The 16,001-nt window shown below is 55.6% G+C and carries 17 protein-coding genes; 8 read left to right on the forward strand and 9 right to left on the reverse strand.

Annotated features, from left to right (window positions below; genetic code table 11):
- The first annotated feature begins 1 nt into the window (after nucleotide 1).
- The gene (locus FEM41_RS01520; RefSeq protein ID WP_138093768.1) at nucleotides 2-316 is read left to right on the forward strand and encodes a DMT family transporter; all 315 of its coding nucleotides are present in this window, start codon (nucleotides 2-4) and stop codon (nucleotides 314-316) included.
- A 65-nt stretch (nucleotides 317-381) separates the two neighbouring features.
- Here the strand turns inward: FEM41_RS01520 and FEM41_RS01525 are convergent, their stop codons facing one another.
- The 3 genes from FEM41_RS01525 to FEM41_RS01535 form a co-directional block, all read right to left on the reverse strand.
- On the reverse strand, nucleotides 382-741 hold the full coding sequence (locus FEM41_RS01525) for a LecA/PA-IL family lectin (RefSeq protein ID WP_138093770.1): 360 nt from the start codon (nucleotides 739-741) through the stop codon (nucleotides 382-384).
- Between the two features lie 197 nt (nucleotides 742-938).
- Nucleotides 939-1,298 carry a LecA/PA-IL family lectin gene (locus FEM41_RS01530; RefSeq protein ID WP_138093772.1) on the reverse strand — a complete coding sequence of 120 codons (360 nt, stop codon included), beginning with the start codon at nucleotides 1,296-1,298 and terminating at the stop codon, nucleotides 939-941.
- A gap of 324 nt (nucleotides 1,299-1,622) precedes the next feature.
- Entirely contained in the window at nucleotides 1,623-2,681 is a 1,059-nt protein-coding gene (locus FEM41_RS01535) for an NAD(P)-dependent alcohol dehydrogenase (protein ID WP_138093774.1), read from the reverse strand.
- Between the two features lie 102 nt (nucleotides 2,682-2,783).
- Here FEM41_RS01535 and FEM41_RS01540 point away from each other — a divergent pair, with 102 nt between their 5' ends.
- Complete coding sequence (locus FEM41_RS01540) at nucleotides 2,784-3,182, forward strand: winged helix-turn-helix transcriptional regulator (protein ID WP_138093776.1); 399 nt, start codon at nucleotides 2,784-2,786, stop codon at nucleotides 3,180-3,182.
- An 18-nt stretch (nucleotides 3,183-3,200) separates the two neighbouring features.
- Here FEM41_RS01540 and FEM41_RS01545 read toward each other — a convergent pair whose 3' ends face one another.
- Entirely contained in the window at nucleotides 3,201-4,151 is a 951-nt protein-coding gene (locus FEM41_RS01545) for an alpha/beta fold hydrolase (RefSeq protein ID WP_138093778.1), read from the reverse strand.
- A gap of 27 nt (nucleotides 4,152-4,178) precedes the next feature.
- On the reverse strand, nucleotides 4,179-5,333 hold the full coding sequence (locus tag FEM41_RS01550; protein WP_138099081.1) for an MFS transporter: 1,155 nt from the start codon (nucleotides 5,331-5,333) through the stop codon (nucleotides 4,179-4,181).
- Nucleotides 5,334-5,567: 234 nt separating this feature from the next.
- Between FEM41_RS01550 and FEM41_RS01555 the strand changes: the two genes are divergently transcribed.
- Nucleotides 5,568-6,182, forward strand: a complete 615-nt coding sequence (locus tag FEM41_RS01555) for a TetR/AcrR family transcriptional regulator (protein WP_138093780.1) — start codon at nucleotides 5,568-5,570, stop codon at nucleotides 6,180-6,182.
- 5 nt (nucleotides 6,183-6,187) lie between these two features.
- Here the strand turns inward: FEM41_RS01555 and FEM41_RS01560 are convergent, their stop codons facing one another.
- Entirely contained in the window at nucleotides 6,188-7,090 is a 903-nt protein-coding gene (locus FEM41_RS01560; RefSeq protein WP_138093782.1) for a LysR substrate-binding domain-containing protein, read from the reverse strand.
- A gap of 121 nt (nucleotides 7,091-7,211) precedes the next feature.
- Here FEM41_RS01560 and FEM41_RS01565 point away from each other — a divergent pair, with 121 nt between their 5' ends.
- The 4 genes from FEM41_RS01565 to FEM41_RS01580 all read left to right on the forward strand — a co-directional run bounded on the left by FEM41_RS01565 (nucleotide 7,212) and on the right by FEM41_RS01580 (nucleotide 10,456).
- Complete coding sequence (locus FEM41_RS01565; RefSeq protein WP_138093784.1) at nucleotides 7,212-8,276, forward strand: HlyD family secretion protein; 1,065 nt, start codon at nucleotides 7,212-7,214, stop codon at nucleotides 8,274-8,276.
- Complete coding sequence (locus FEM41_RS01570; protein ID WP_138093786.1) at nucleotides 8,266-9,291, forward strand: DUF2955 domain-containing protein; 1,026 nt, start codon at nucleotides 8,266-8,268, stop codon at nucleotides 9,289-9,291. Before FEM41_RS01565 ends, FEM41_RS01570 begins: the two co-directional genes overlap by 11 nt.
- A gap of 335 nt (nucleotides 9,292-9,626) precedes the next feature.
- Complete coding sequence (gene parA, locus FEM41_RS01575) at nucleotides 9,627-10,250, forward strand: ParA family partition ATPase (RefSeq protein WP_138093788.1); 624 nt, start codon at nucleotides 9,627-9,629, stop codon at nucleotides 10,248-10,250.
- Entirely contained in the window at nucleotides 10,247-10,456 is a 210-nt protein-coding gene (locus tag FEM41_RS01580; RefSeq protein WP_138093790.1) for a plasmid partition protein ParG, read from the forward strand. Before parA ends, FEM41_RS01580 begins: the two co-directional genes overlap by 4 nt.
- Before the next feature lie 124 nt (nucleotides 10,457-10,580).
- On the opposite strand, the gene FEM41_RS25125 is transcribed toward FEM41_RS01580, so the two are convergent.
- On the reverse strand, nucleotides 10,581-10,736 hold the full coding sequence (locus FEM41_RS25125; RefSeq protein ID WP_168198751.1) for a LuxR C-terminal-related transcriptional regulator: 156 nt from the start codon (nucleotides 10,734-10,736) through the stop codon (nucleotides 10,581-10,583).
- A 527-nt stretch (nucleotides 10,737-11,263) separates the two neighbouring features.
- Here FEM41_RS25125 and yghU point away from each other — a divergent pair.
- Nucleotides 11,264-12,133 (forward strand): glutathione-dependent disulfide-bond oxidoreductase, encoded by an 870-nt coding sequence (gene yghU, locus FEM41_RS01590; RefSeq protein WP_138093791.1) that lies wholly within the window; start codon nucleotides 11,264-11,266, stop codon nucleotides 12,131-12,133.
- A gap of 41 nt (nucleotides 12,134-12,174) precedes the next feature.
- On the opposite strand, the gene proP is transcribed toward yghU, so the two are convergent.
- Both proP and mqo read right to left on the reverse strand, forming a co-directional pair.
- On the reverse strand, nucleotides 12,175-13,620 hold the full coding sequence (gene proP, locus FEM41_RS01595; protein WP_138093794.1) for a glycine betaine/L-proline transporter ProP: 1,446 nt from the start codon (nucleotides 13,618-13,620) through the stop codon (nucleotides 12,175-12,177).
- A gap of 528 nt (nucleotides 13,621-14,148) precedes the next feature.
- Nucleotides 14,149-15,765, reverse strand: a complete 1,617-nt coding sequence (gene mqo / locus FEM41_RS01600) for a malate dehydrogenase (quinone) (RefSeq protein ID WP_421805388.1) — start codon at nucleotides 15,763-15,765, stop codon at nucleotides 14,149-14,151.
- Nucleotides 15,766-16,001: the final 236 nt, after the last annotated feature.

Below are 16,001 nucleotides of genomic sequence, written 5' to 3' on the forward strand. Positions count from 1 at the left end.
TATGGCGTGGATTTTCCTTGTCGCCGCCGGTATCCTGGAGATTGTCTGGTCATATACCATGAAACTGTCCCACGGATTTACCCGCCCCAGTTATGCAGTGATTACCATTGTGGCCATGATTGCCAGCTTTGGCCTGCTGTCGTTTGCCATGCGTACCCTGCCGCTGGGTACTGCCTATACCATCTGGACCGGTATTGGCGCGGTTGGCGCATTTATGGTTGGCCTGTTTATTCTGGGCGAACCGGCTTCATTAATGCGAATAATCGCGGCCGTGCTGATTGTTTCAGGACTGGTATTAATGAAGATGGCTTCCTGAGTGAAATAAAAAAGCCATCCGATGAGGATGGCTGATACTCTTTTCGTCAATGGCCAGGACTGTGCTTATTTATAGACTTCTGCCGTAAAGCTGCCGCTGTTATCGACATATTTTCCTTCAGCATCAATCACATATAAAATCAGCTCACCCGTTTCAGGGACCGACCATTTATAAACACCATTGCCAATTTCATATTTTTTGTCTGAACCACTGAATTTAGCCCCCAGCACTTTATTGGCCGTGGCCTTGTATCCTTCTCTTATTCTCCCCTGAGGAGCCGCTAGCGCGAAATCTTCCCTACCATATTTAATCCAACCAGACGCCAGAATAGAAACTTCATCGCCTACCTGAAGCTGGATACCCGTGCTGATGCCTTCAGGAGCAGTCGCATCTATCTCTCCAGACCAAACAGGTTTAACTGCCATTGATAACTCCTTTCATATTGTCGATGAGTTATTAAAATCTCATCCTCATCGTTTATTCTTTGCAAAAAAACATCCCGCTGGACGATTTATATTAAGCAGCTTTCAGGGCCTGAGTTCGGTATTCTATCGAACTCAGGCTTCTTTCTTTCGTTGCCGGGATAGTTTTTTACTCTTTCCGCCAGTGGCGAAGGCCGTGATTACTTATAGACTTCTGCCGTAAAGCTGCCACTGTTATCACCATAGCCATCCGGCTTATCGGCAACGTACAGGTGCAGTTCGCCCGCTTCCGGCGCGGCCCATTTATAAACGCCATTACCAACGTCATAGCTCTTAGTTGAAGTACCAATACGCGCTTTCAGCACGATCTCATCTTTGGTCTCGAGCCCGGCGCGAACCCGCCCCTGCGGCGCGGCCAGCGCGTACTCTTCCTTGCCGTATTTGATCCATCCGTATGCCTTGATGGAAACTTCATCGCCCGCGTTGAGCTGAATACCCGTAGCAGCGCCCTGCGGATTGTTTGCCGGAACCTGTCCTGACCATGCAGCTTTTGTTGCCATTGATGTTTCCTCTTCGGTGGGGTGAATAAATTAGCATTACTTATCTTTCGGACCAGTACAGAATATTAGTCATTTATGAGAGAAAAGAAGGGATATAAGGGATGGTAGCTTGTACAAAAATTATCAAGCAATTGAAATAAATAATCAAAATAAAATATTTATAGGATTTTTCTCACAAATAACATTAATTAATTAAATGATATTATAGAATAATAAAGCATATTATCACCAGGGATTCTTATAATTCATGCCGTTATTTTTTCATCAACTCACGCCGCCCGATAGCACTCGGGCGGCAAATTCCCCTGGCAATCAGGCGGATAATTAATCCGCCACCCAGCTCGTGCCTTTGATATCAATCACAAACCGGTACTTCACGTCGCTTTTTAGCATTCGGGCAAAGGCCGTTTCTACCTCTGCGCCGCGAATCATCTCTATCTCAGCGGTAATGTTATGTCGACCGCAGAAGTCGAGCATCTCCTGGGTCTCTTTAATGCTGCCGATGGAGGTGCCGCTAATGCTAAGGCGGCGGAATACCATGGGCGTGACGTCCGGTGACGGATGGGGGCTGTCGGGGATCCCCACCAGCACCAGTTGCCCATTGGTTTTCAGTGCCGCCAGGTAAGGATCGAGTTCGTGCGGCGCGGCCACGCAGTCGAGAATCACGTCCAGACTTGCCGCACAGGCGGCCATCTGATCGGCGTCGCGCGATACCACCACCCGGCTCGCGCCCAGGCGACGGGCATCGGCCCCTTTTTCCGGCGAGGTGGTGAACAGGGTCACTTCAGCCCCCAGCGCGCTGGCAAGCTTCACCGCCATATGGCCGAGCCCGCCCAGACCGATCACTCCAACCCGGTCGCCAGACTTCACATTAAAGTGGCGCAGCGGCGACCAGACGGTTACGCCCGCGCACAGTAGCGGCGCCACGCCCCGGGGATCCAGATTTTCCGGAACCGAGACCACAAAGCGCCGATCCACCACGATATTCTGGGCGTAGCCGCCCCGGGTCATCTCCCCGGTATAGCGATCCTGACCGTTATAGGTAGGCGTAAAGCCCGCTTCGCAATACTGCTCTTCGTGCTGCTGGCAGAAATGGCAGTGACCGCAGGCATCCACCATGACGCCAACGCCCACCAGATCGCCCGGCTGGTATTCGCTAACCGCCTGACCGGTGCTCACTACCCGCCCGACAATTTCATGGCCCGGCACCAGCGGATACTGGCTGACGCCCCACTCATTGCGCGCCATATGCAGATCGGAGTGACACACCCCGCAGTAGAGAATGTCGATCAGCACATCGTCCGGCTGCACGTCACGCAGCGTGACTTCACCCACGCGCAGCGCCTGGTCGGCCGCCTGCGCCATTATTCCGCGAATTTTCATCGTTACCTCTGGCCGGTTATTAACAGGGCGCACACTATAGACACACGGTATCTTTATTGGTAGTAGTCACCAAATGGTGACCATTAAACAGAAGGATATAAGATGCCGGTGATTGTTGACGGTAAACTCTGCTTCTTTGCAGATTCCGCGCCGCGCAGGCTGATGGCGCTTTTTTCGGTCAAGTGGAGCACCATGGTGCTGCATGCGCTGTGGCACTGGCCGGGCCAACGCAGCCGACCCGGCGAGCTTCAGCGCAGTTTGCAGGGTATTTCCAAGAAGATGCTGCTCCAGACGTTAAGGGAGCTGGAACAGCGCGGGCTGATTACCCGCCACGTCTACCCGGTAGTGCCGCCAAAGGTCGAATATCAGCTCACACCGCTGGGTAAAACCTTTGCCGAACCCATCGAACAGATGTATCAGTGGGGGCTGGATAACGAGGCCGCGCTGGATGAAATGGAACAGAATTACCGCAAGGCGCAACAGCCCGGCGACCCGGTCTGATGCGCCTTATGATTCGATTCAGGGAGCATTCAGGAAGTCGATAACTGCGCTATTGAGCGGCCCCGGGCACTCTTCCGGTAGCCAGTGTCCGCAGCCGGGCAGCACTTTGCCTGTGACATTGCTTGCGTAGCGACGCAGTTGATCGACCTGAAACTGCCCCATTCCACCGTGCCCGCCGCCGCCAATCGCCAAAACGGGAAGCGTGAGCGGCGTGCCGGAAAGCTTCCGGTTATCCTGTACGTTCTGATTCAGCTCGCGATAGTAGCCAAAGGCCGCCGCCAGGCTGTGCGGTTTGGCGTAAGACTTCGCATACATATCCAGCAGTTTTGGGGTGAATACCGCCTTATTAACGGCATGCGTTTTAATAAAGTGTTCGAAGAACAGGCGCTCTTTACCGGTAATCAGCTTTTCCGCCAGTTGCCCATCTGCCGCAAAGAAACTGAAGTGCCAGACCAGCGATTCCCCTTCAGGCGTGAAGGCCGGAAATTCGTAAATGCTGTCATCAGGTATCGGCGCTTCCATATAGACCGCCTTGCGGATCTGCGCCTGGTGCTGCACCAGCATCGGCCAGGTATTCCAGATTCCAATATCGTGGGCCACCAGATCGAACTTCTGTTCACCGCTAAATCGGGTGGCAAGCTTAAACAGTAGCGGTGCGACGTCCCGCCCCCGTAATGAAGGCGCTGGCGCTGACTGCCCCAGCCCCGGGAGATCCGGCGCTACCACCGTGTAGTGCTGCGCCAGCAGGGGCATGAGCTGGTGCCACTCATACCAGGTTTGGCCAAAGCCGTGAACCAGAAAGACCAGCGGCCCGCTACCGCCTTTGACATAGTGCAGCTTAACGCCGTCAACGGTCTGATAATGGCTGGTAAATCCCGTCGGGATCGGAAACTCTTCCTCTGCGCAGGCCGATACGGAAGACAGCAGCGCCAGGGCGCCGCACAGAGCGCCAGTAAAATTACGTAACATGATGATTTCCTTAATTAGATGGGGAAATTACAGAGTGCCGGTACGGGCACCCGGACGAAAACCGTGGCGCCGGGCCGCCAGCGCGATACAGAATCCTGCCGCCAGCAAAATCAGCAGCGCCCAGGGAAAGGAGTCAGCCCCCCAGCGGTTCAGCAACAGCCCCCCAACAATGCCGCCACCGGCAATTGCGCTATTCCAGGCCACCACATTCATCGACAGGGCGACATCGGCGCCGTCGCCGGCGCTATCCGCCAGCGCGGTCTGCAACAGCGTGGCCGCACCGCCAAAGGTGATCCCCCAGAGCGCAACACCGGCATAGATAACCATGGTCTGAACGGGGAACAGGGCAAACAACAGGGCGACCAGCGCAAAAATCGCCAGACTGACCAGTACGCACAGCCGCAGCCAGCGATCCACAAATCGCCCCGCAAACCCAATTCCCACCAGCGCCGAAAGGCCAAAAACCAGCAGGATCACATCCACGTGCGCCAGTAACCCCGACAGCGACACGAAGTCAGCGATATAGGTGTAGAGAATGTTGTGGGCCAGCATCCAGACAATCACCACGCTCAGTATCGAACGAACGCCAGGCGTACTGAGCACCGGGCGCAGCCCCAGGGCCTTAGCGCCGGATTCGCCAGGATAGTCAGGCACCTTTGCCAGCACCCAGCCGATCAACCCCAGCGTCAGTATCGACATCACGCCAAAGGCCATACGCCATCCCACCAGGTTACCCAGCCAGGTTCCCGCCGGTACGCCAAGCGACAGCGCCACCGGCGTGCCGACCATGGCTACCGCCATCGCTCTTCCTTGCATGAAATCCGGCACCATCCGTCGTGCATACCCGGCCAGCAGGCTCCAGGCCAGCCCGGCGGAAACCCCGGCGAAAAAGCGCGCCAGCAGCGTCAGCCAGACGTTAAACGACAGCGCGGTAACAGTGTTGAAGATAAGAAATCCCACGATAGTCAGCAGCAACACAGAACGGCGACGCCAGCTACGGGTGGCGATGGTGAGCGGGATGGCGGCTATCAGCGAGCCGATGGCGTAAGCCGTAACCAGCTGTCCAGCCAGGGGCCGGGATATATTCAGCCCTTCCGCCAGTTGCGGTAGCAGTCCCGCTGGCAGGGTTTCGGTCACGATACAGATAAATCCCGTCATCGCCAGCGCCAGCAGCGCTCCCATGGGTAAGCGATGAACCGGATTTTCACAGGTGGTGGTGGTCACAGATTCGCCCTCATTGCAGGTGTTATTTTTAATTAAATACCAATCGGTATATATTTATAGTGTGAACCTTCCGGCGATGTCAACGACATAAATATCGATCGGTATAAAATTGGTAAATCTGCTGGCGACGAGCTTGTCCACGACTTATGTATCTATTAGTCTATAATCCGGCGTACTCCAGGAGACAAAACGATGGCGAAAACGGGTCGACCGCGGACATTCGACCGCGAAGAAGCAGTAGAGCAGGCAATGTATCTGTTCTGGCAGAACGGCTATGAATCCACCTCCCTGAGCCAGTTGAAAGCGGCCATTGCAGGAGGGATCACCGCGCCCAGTTTTTACGCCGCATTCGGCTCCAAAGAAGCCCTGTTTCTGGAGTGCGCGCAGCGCTATCTGGCCACCTGGGCCCACGTGACGGAATGTCTGTGGGATACCGATCTTCCCCCTCGTACAGCGATAGAAACCGCGCTTCTCCAGTCGGCCAGAATGCAGTGCGGCGAAGGGCATCCTAAAGGCTGTATGGTTGGGTTAGGCACCATGAGCGCCCCATCAGAAAAAAACGCCGCGATTACCGAACCCCTGACCCGCTCCCGGGCGCGTACCCGGGCAGGTATTACCGCCTGTATTAAACGCGGCATTGCCAGCGGCGAATTGCGTGCCGGTACCAACATCGCGGCACTGACCACGGTTTTCGACAGTTTTCTGCTGGGGCTGTCGATACTGGCCAGAGACGACGTCGCTCTCGATGCGATGGAGGGCGCCATCTCCCTGGTCATGCGTAACTGGGACGCAGAAACCCGGGACTAAACCCGTTAAATATCCCCCAAAGCCCCGGCCAGGAAGGCCAGAAAGTGGCGCACCGCGGGCATCTGACCGCGACGGGAGGGATAAAGGGCATGAATAATGCGCTGCGCCGGACGCCACTGGGGCAGAATATTCACTAACTGCCCGGTCAGCAGGTCGTCACGAATCATCATATGCGGCAGAATGGTGACGCCGTTGCCCGCAAGCGCGGCCTGACGCAGAAGCACCAGATCGTCGCTGGCGAGCCGCGGGCGGTAGGTCAGCAACCGCTCTTCCCCTTCGGCATTCATCAGGCGCCACTGGCGATAGAGCCGCTCTTCTCCCTGACCGGCGCCCAGCAGCGGCAACTGCACCAGAGATTCCAGACTTTGCGGCTCGCCATAGCGCGCCAGCAGATCCGGATGGGCCACCAGTAGCTGATGGCTTTCCCCCAGTACCTTGATCACCAGTTCGCTGTCTTCCAACGGCGGCGGCAGCACCCGCAGCGCCAGATCCAGCCCTTCACCAATGACATCCACCCGGCGATTGGTCGCTTCCACCTCTACCATCACATCCGGATAGCGCCGCATATAGTCGGCCAGGATATCGCCAACGTGAGCATGCAGCAGGACCACGTGGCAGCTCAGGCGAATGGTGCCGCGCGGCGTATCGCTGGCCCTGTCGATCACCGCCTGAGCCGCCTGGGCATCCACCAGTAGCGCCTGACAGTGCTGGTAATACTCCCAGCCGATATCGGTAACGTTAAAACGACGGGTCGAGCGTTGGATAAGTCTGACGCCCAGCCGCTCTTCCAGTGCCGCGATGCGGCGACTGAGCGTGGAGCGGGGAATGCCAGTGGCCCGGGCCGCTTCGGCGAATCCGCCCCGCTCCACCACTTTGGCGTAGTAATACAATTCGTTGAGATCCTGCATTGCACTGGTTCATTTATGGAATAGTGATGTCCATTTTAGGCCATTTTATTAGCATCGGCTCAAATATAAACTTATCCGGTTCTTTCCCCACTTATCGTCCGATCCGGAGGTTTGCTTTTCCATGTCCGTTACCCCCGAACAACGCTTCCGCCGCTGGACGCGTTGCTCTTTACTACTGGCCGTACTGACCTTCGGCTACTTTGTGGTGGCCGATATTCTGATGCCTCTGACGCCCCATTCTCGCCTGTTGCACCGGGTGATTCCGGTCGCTCCGGAGGTGAGCGGTCGGGTGGTGGAGGTGAGCGTTAAAAACCATCAGTATGTTCACGCCGGCGATGTGCTGTTCGTTCTGGATGACAGCGATTACCGCACCGCGCTTCACGATGCCGAACTTAGCCTGCAGCAAACCCAGGATCAGAACCGGGAGCTGGATGCCTCACTGGCCGAAGCCCGGGCCAGCCTGGCGCAGGCCGAAGCGGCCTGGCGAGTCGCCAGCAATGACGCCCACCGCTACCGCAGTCTGGGAGGCGTCGCCGTTTCTCGTCAGGAGGTGGATAAAGCCGTCGGCAGCGAGCGGGAATACGCCGCGCAAATCGCTCAGGCCAGAGCGCGCATTCACAGTCTGGAGATCCAGCGTGGCCTTTCGGGCGAAGCCAACCTGCACGTGCGTCAGGCCCGCAGCGCCATTCATCTGGCCCAGATCAACCTGGATAGAACCCGGGTGCGGGCGCTGGAGTCCGGCTATGTCAGTAACCTGAACCTGGAGCCCGGCGACTATGCCAGCACCAGTTCGCCGCTGCTGAGTCTGGTCAGCCCCCGGGCACAGATTTACGCCGACTTCCGCGAGAAATCGCTGCGCCACGCCGGGGCTGGCAGCAATGCCCGGGTGGTCTTTGATGCCCTGCCGGGCGAGGTGTTCAACGCTCAACTGGTGTCCGCCGAAGCGGGGATCGCCGACGGGCAGATTCTGGCGGACGGTAAGCTGGCGGCCACCGAGGCGGGCGATCGCTGGGTGCGTGATGCTCAGCGTCAGCGGGTCTACCTCGAACTGGAAGAAACGTTGCCGGTAAATCTGCCCAGCGGCGCCCGTGCGACCGTTCAGATTCTGCCTCTTCACCACCCGCTGCTCAGACCGCTGGCCTGGCTACAGATTCACACCGTCGCGTTGTTACACTATGTCTACTGAACAAGCTCTTCACCATCTTGATGAGAATGGCCTGCAACAGGTAAAACGCCTGGTACTGGGCGCGCTGGCCGGTTTCGTTATCCCCAAATTTTTTGCCTGGGATTACGGATCTTACTTCGCCATTTATCCGATGATCCTGATGGGGCTGGTGCCGGTGCTTACGCCACACGTGGTACGCCAGTTTCTGTTTAGCGGCTGCTTTAACGTGCTGGTGACGGTGGTTATCGCCGACATCTTTATCAATCAACCGGCGCTGATGGTGTTATTGATGCTACTGGTGAATTTGTTCTGCTTCTGGCTGATGGCCAGCGGTATAGCCTTTCTGGCGGGCGCCCAGTCGCTGCTGGCGATTCACGCCATGGTGCATCTGGGCAGCTATCACGACACGCCGCTGACCGATTTGTGTCAGTCACACCTGGCAGCTACCGCACTGGCGCTGGCCAGCGCTTTCGTTGCTTACTGGCTGTTTCCGGACCGCGAGCCTCGCCCGACACCGCCGCAAATAACCAAAGACAGCAATACGCTACGCCACCAGATTACCATTGGAACCCTACTGGCGACCCTGTCGTTTCTGGCTTTCCAGCTATTTGACGAGAAAGATTCGCTGGCGGCACAGGCGGCAACGCTGCTGATCCTGTTTCCCATGCGCTGGCAGGGCATTTACGCCATCAGCATCCACCGCATTTTCGGGACGCTAATCGGTTCTGCCAGCGCCATTCTGATTCAGGCGCTGCTGTTTACCTGGGGGGAAAATCTGACGCTGATGAGCCTGTTCTACGGCCTGGGCGTGGCCTGGTTCGCGGCAGAGCACGTGCGGGAACGCAGCGGTCCGGTGCAGGGCTTTTGCGCCATGACGGCGCTGGCTATCTTTTTCGGGCTAAAGACGCCGGGTTCGGATGTCTTTTACGGTGCGCTTTATCGTTTCTCTTCCGTGTGCGTCGCCATTGCCTGCACCCTGGCGTGCGGCTTTCTACTGCATCAGATGCTTGAGAAAGTCTGGCCTCAGCAGCACTGAGCTTCCGACATCAAATCATCTTAAAATTATGTAATCACAGGATTCTTGAATCCTGTGATTACACATTTCAATGCTCCAGCCCGGTGAATCCTGTCATCACAACATCCTGTAATCATTAAATCATAAAATCCAAAAACCAGCCCTCAGACCGCATGTTCTCTGACCTTTCTTCAATACTTCCCCGCCACACTCTTTAATTAAAAGATTATAGGATTATTTAATCATTAAATGATGTCATGCAAAGATACAAAAATCAGACTGTTATCTATGGCCGTAATTATGTAATGATGAGAATCTAATAATCATAAGATGATTACATTAGATAAGGATAAGCCATGACTAAGATTATCGCTTTTCTGAACGGGAAAGGCGGCGTGGGAAAAACCACTGCGGCGGTGAATGTGGCAACCGCCATTGCTCGCAAAGGCTACTCGGTCGCTGTTGTCGACACCGATCCCCAGCAGAGCATCAGCAACTGGTATGAAGAGAGTAAGTGCCAGTTTGATCTGACCGAAGCGGCCAGTGAAAAAGAGGTTTACCAGGTCCGTAAGGCGTTAAAATCCTATGATTATGTCATCATCGACGGCGCCGCCGCGATTTCAGCCATTTCGGCTGCGGCGGTGATGGTTTCCGACCTGGTGCTGATTCCTGTCACCCCTTCCCCGCTGGATTTCGCCGCCTGTAGCGCGATTCTCGCTGTGCTGGAAGCGCGACAGGATCTGCAACCCGTCGTCGCTCGTTTCTTTATTACCCGTAAAGTGCAGAAAGCGCGCATGCTGTCGGTACTTAAAGCCTCCATCGCCGATACCGGCGTACCGGCGCTACGCACCGGCATGGCCCAGCGCCAGAGCTATGTACGAGTGATGCTGGACGGCAGTACCGTATTCGATACCGATGACGGTGCCGCAAAAGGGGAGATTGAAGTGCTGACCAACGAGATACTGGAGCTGCTGGTATGAAAATGAAACTCGGCCAGAACCGCAACACGGTTCAGGCAGTCAATTCGTTACGCAACGCTACCGGTTTGACCAAAAAACTGCAGATGAACATTCCGGAAGAGTTGCACAAGTCCTTTAAGATGGCCTGTCTTAAGGCCGATATGGATATGACAGAAGTGACAACAACGCTGATAAAACAGTGGCTTAAGGAAAGAGGCGAGGATTAAACACTCTTGTAATCCTGTAATCATAAAATCAAAAGATTACAGGATTATAGAATGATTGAATCCTTTCAGGCTTCCCTTCCCACCAGGGAATGTCGCTCAGGGCAGAGGAGAGCAGACAGAATGCTTAGGCGTTTTTCCCCGAATTCTTAAGGCCATTACCCAGTGTTATGGGAATACGCTTTAGCCCAGGTTTACGTACTATGTTTGATTTATGGACACTAATCGTTTTTTCACTGCGGGAGAGTCTATCGGATATAATTTTATTCGTGGCACTGTTCAAACAAACCAGAAATATTTTTCTACAATAACGGCCGGACGATAAAGAATAACTACGCTGTAATTATTCATACTTAGCGGCCCGCCAAACCCCCGAAGATATTCGGCATGGATAATAGAATCAGATTATTTACGCTCATGAACACACTGAACATCTGTTCTAGCCAACCTATTAATTATTATATATAAAATACTCACACATCTCTGCTCTTTGTTCCAGCAATGTGCCACAGCAGTTGAACCCGGTTTTAAATTTTGTATAGATTGAATAACTCACGCTATATTTCCAGCCCAACCTGGTATCTTTACCAAAACAATGAGATTAAACAACTCAAGCAACATATTTTTTAGCTTCGCGCCTCACGATCTGAAAAATATCAAACGACATCATTACGCATCGGGTAAAGAGATGTTTTATAAACGCATCGTCCGCCAATACAACGGTATACCGCACTGGCGGGAAAGACCCCGGCTTCTGCTACACTATTCTGTCTTTACAGGTCTCTATCACTTAACAAAAGGCGGAATACGATGTCGCAACACGAATATCAACCTCCCAGAGTATGGACCTGGGAACAGCCTGAAGATGGGGGCACCTGGTCCTCCATTAACCGCCCTGTATCCGGCGCCACCCATGAGACGACGCTACCGCAAGGCAAACACCCATTACAGCTCTATTCACTGGGGACTCCCAACGGCCAGAAGGTCACGATTATGCTGGAAGAGTTACTGGAGAAGGGGGTAAAAGAGGCGGAATATGACGCGCACCTGATTCGAATCGGCGAAGGCGATCAGTTCTCTAGCGGGTTTGTCAGCGTCAACCCGAACTCCAAGATCCCGGCCATGCTGGACTGTTCCACCACCCCGCCGACCCGCCTGTTTGAGTCCGGCTCTATCCTGTTCTATCTGGCGGAAAAATTTAGCCACTTCCTGCCAACCAGCCAACCTGCGCGCGCCGAAACCATGAACTGGCTGTTCTGGCTCCAGGGATCGGCCCCCTTTGTAGGCGGCGGTTTTGGCCACTTCTATGCCTATGCGCCGGTCAAAATCGAATACGCCATTAACCGCTACGCCATGGAAACCAAACGCCTGCTCGACGTGCTGGACAGGCAACTGGCGAATCACGAATGGGTGGCGGGCGATGAGTACAGCATTGCCGATATGGCTATCTGGCCCTGGTTCGGGGGACTGGTACTGAACCGCTCTTACGATGCCGCCGAATTCCTGGATGCCGCCAGCTATAAGAACGTGGTGCGCTGGGCGAAGGCGGTAGATGCCCGACCCGCCGTGAAACGCGGACGTATCGTCAATCGCACATCGGGGCCGCTTTCCGAACAGCTACACGAACGTCACGACGCTTCGGACTTCGATACGCTAACGGAAGATAAACGCCAGGGATAACCCTGAATGGAACGCGCCGGGCACTATCGCCCGGCGTTCTTTTATCGGGCCGAAAGCGGCTTCATGCCAATACGTCGCTTGCGGTTACGCCTTACCAGCGCCACCGCTTCTGAATGACTTTCCACTGCTGGCGGCGAACCAGCCAGCGGCTGGCGCGAGCTCTCTTTGCTCAGCCAGGCAGCGGTTCCCCCAACGGCTGCGGCAAACATCAGATAAAACGCCGGTGCGAGCGGGTGCCCGGTGCTTTCCACCAGCCACGCGCTAAACAGCGGCGCCGTACCGCCAAACAGCGAGGTGGAGAGGTTATAGGCGATCGCCATACCGCCATAGCGGACCGAAGTGGCGAACAGCGCCGGAAGCGTGGAAGCCACGGTACTCAGAAAACAGCTCAGCAGCAGGCCAAGTACCAGCATCCCCACAAACGCCAGCCCCAGATTGCCGCTACCCAGTAGCCAGAAGCAGGGCAGCGACAGGAACAGGAACCCCAGACAGCCGGTCATCCACAGCGGACGGCGCCCGATGCGATCCGACAGCATGCCAACGAATGGGATCACCGCCATCATGCACAGCATGGCGACCATTACCACCGCCAGCCCCTGAAGTTCGCTAAACCCCATCACCACATTCAGGTAGCCCGGCATCCAGGTCAGTAGCATGTAGTCCGAAACGTTAAGGATAAACACCAGCCCGATGCAGATCAGAAACGGGCGCAGGCTGTTCGCCAGCAGATCCCGCCACTGCTGTACCATGCCGGGCGGCTTCTCTTTCGGCGCCTGCTTTTCCAGGTACTGACGAAAGGCCGGAGTCTCCTCCAGCCGCAGCCGCAACCATACCCCTAAAAGCCCCAACGGACCGGCGATCAGAAAGGGAATTCGCCAGCCCCACTCGCGCATTGCCTCATTGCCCAACAGGTGCGTCAGACCGGTCACCAGCATCGCCGATATCACCAGCCCGAACAGCGTGCCGATCTCCAGCCAGCTTCCCATAAAGCCGCGCTTTTTATCCGGCGCATATTCGGCAATAAAGGTCGCGGCACCGCCATATTCACCACCGGTGGAAAATCCCTGAACCAGACGCGCCAGTAGCAGCAGCGCCGGCGCCCATAGTCCGATAGCGGCATAGCTGGGGATAAGCCCTATGGAAAACGTGCCCAGCGCCATCAGAATCATGGTTAATGCCAGTACTTTCTTACGGCCAATGCGATCCCCTAAGGGGCCAAAGAAAAGTCCACCCAGAGGGCGAACCAGGAAGGCCACCGCAAAGGCGGCATAGGTCGACAGCAACTGCGCTACCGGGCTGGCATCCGGGAAAAAGACCGAACCCAGAATGACGGCCAGGTAGCCGTAGATGCCGAAATCAAACCACTCCATGGCGTTTCCCAGCGAAGCCGCACCAATGGCGCGCTTCATCAGCGGCTTGTCCACTATTGTGACATCGCTGACCTGCTGCGGCAGTTCCTGATCTACAGATGATGAGTTTGTCTGCATCGCAATTTTCTCCTGCCAGGTCACGGCCGACGACCGGTGTCGCCACCCGAGCGGAAAAACCTCTGTCATCAACAAACCCCGTTTCCGGCAAAGTACCCGGACGCCATCAGGCACACCTCGCCCGCCAGGCCAAAGCCTGAGAGCGTCTGATAAGGGGATCGGGAAAAAGCGTCTGATATCGGGTGCCGGAGCCGTCACCGGACAAGCCAGAACGGCGCGTGCTGGACCCCGTAGTCAAAATATCCGGCAGGCGTAAGCAGCGGGACGTTTTGAATACCGATTCCGCAACGGGCGGATTTTCCGCATGATTTACCTTTAAGTCGACCGATCCCCCTGTCAAAATGACCGAACGGCAGCCACGGCTGCCGTTCGGTCATGATGTTATGTTGGGGATAGCAAAATTGCGCCCCTCTGGCAAACCTGGCCGATATTTCTGCCCGTCGCCCGGCACTTTGCCGTAATTAAGAGTATTCGCAGAAGGGAGAAAACGCCGCGTGAAAACGCGCGGCGCCATCAGCAACGCGGAAATCAGAGCGCGATATCGGCCACCGTTTCCGGTTGTGCGGCCGGAATACCGCGATCCGGCTCCGGAGCGGCATCGGGACGCCAGGTCGGGACCGGATTATCCAGTTGCAGCACTTCGCTGGTATAGCTCAGCGCCTGTTCGGTCGCCTCGACATTACCATTAAGCTTTGTGCCCCAGGATGGAATGATCTGTTGTAGCTTCATACGCCAGGAGGCGCTGGCCATCTGCTCGCTGAAGGCCCGCTCCAGCAGGTTGAGCATAATAGGCGCGGCGGTCGATGCCCCCGGCGACGCCCCCAGCAGCGCGGCGATGGTGCCTTCGCGATCGCCTACGATCTCGGTGCCCAGACGCAGCACCCCGCCTTTTTGCGGATCGCGCTTAATGATCTGCACCCGCTGCCCGGCTTTCCATAAACGCCATTCATCCGGATTCGCATCCGGGTAGTACTGGCGCAGCGCGTCAAAGCGGTCTTCATCGCTCTGCATCACCTGGCTGATAAGGTACTTCACCAGATCGAAGTTATCGAGCCCGACCCGCATCATCGGCATCAGGTTGGAGCCGTTGATGGTGCCGAACAGATCCCAGAGCGAGCCGCTCTTCAGGAATTTGGTCGAAAAGGTGGCGAAAGGCCCGAACAACAACACGCGCTTGCCATCCAGCACCCGGGTGTCCAGATGCGGTACCGACATCGGCGGCGCCCCTACCGACGCTTTGCCATACGCCTTCGCCAGGTGACGGTTGACTACTTCCGGGTTATCGGTCACCAGGAACTCACCGCCCACCGGGAAACCGGCATACTCTTTCGCTTCCGGAATACCGGATTTTTGCAGCAGGCTCAGCGATGCGCCGCCCGCCCCCAGGAAGACAAACTTTGTTTTGACCACCCGATCCTGGCCGGTTTTACTGTCGGCAAGGGTCACGCTCCAGGTACCGTCACTGTTGCGCTTCAGTGTGCGAACCTCGGTATTCAGGTGCATCCTGAAGTTGGGTTTCTTCTGCAGCGATGCCACCAGTTGACGGGTGATTTCGCCAAAGTTCACGTCGGTGCCGATACCAATACGGGTGGCGGCGACCTTCTGTTCGCTATCGCGCCCTTCCATCATCAGCGGTACCCATGCTTTGATCTGCTCCGGATCTTCTGAATACTCCATACCGCGGAAAAGGGTACTCTGCTGCAGGGCGGCAAAACGTTTGCGCAGAAAGTTGACGTTCCGATCGCCCCAGACGAAACTCATATGCGGGACGCTGTTGATAAAACTCTGGGGGTTATGCAGAACGCCATTGCGAACCTGCCATGCCAGGAACTGGCGGGTTATCTGGAAGGATTCATTGATGTTAACGGCTTTGGTAATCTCCACGCCGTCGGCGGTTTCGGGGGTATAATTCAGTTCCGCCAGCGCGGAGTGGCCTGTACCCGCGTTGTTCCAGCCGTTCGAACTCTCCTGCGCCACACCGTCCAGGCGTTCCACCATTTCGATGGTCCAGTCCGGTTCGAGTTCCTGCAACAACGTGCCCAGCGTCGCGCTCATGATTCCACCGCCAACCAGCAATACATCGACGGTTTTCTCTTCCGCTACGTCCACTTTGTGGTTCGCGCCCAGCAGATTGGCCGCGGGCATGACAAGCGCCAACTTCCTCATCTCTACTGCCTCTTTTGTTTTTTTCACTATCCAGGAGTCACTACAGAGTCAAAAAGTGCAATAATTCCCAAGAAATCAAAAAATTATGCTATGGCTGACGCTGGGCGGCACCGGAGCGATACCGTCTGAAACAGTCAAAGCCCGATCAACATATCACTTTTTCGGATATGTTAAAAATTTTTGTTAAAGATTAAAATTTAATAGACATATCGTTA

The sequence above is a fragment of the Jejubacter calystegiae genome, assembly GCF_005671395.1.
Lineage (GTDB): Bacteria > Pseudomonadota > Gammaproteobacteria > Enterobacterales > Enterobacteriaceae > Jejubacter > Jejubacter calystegiae.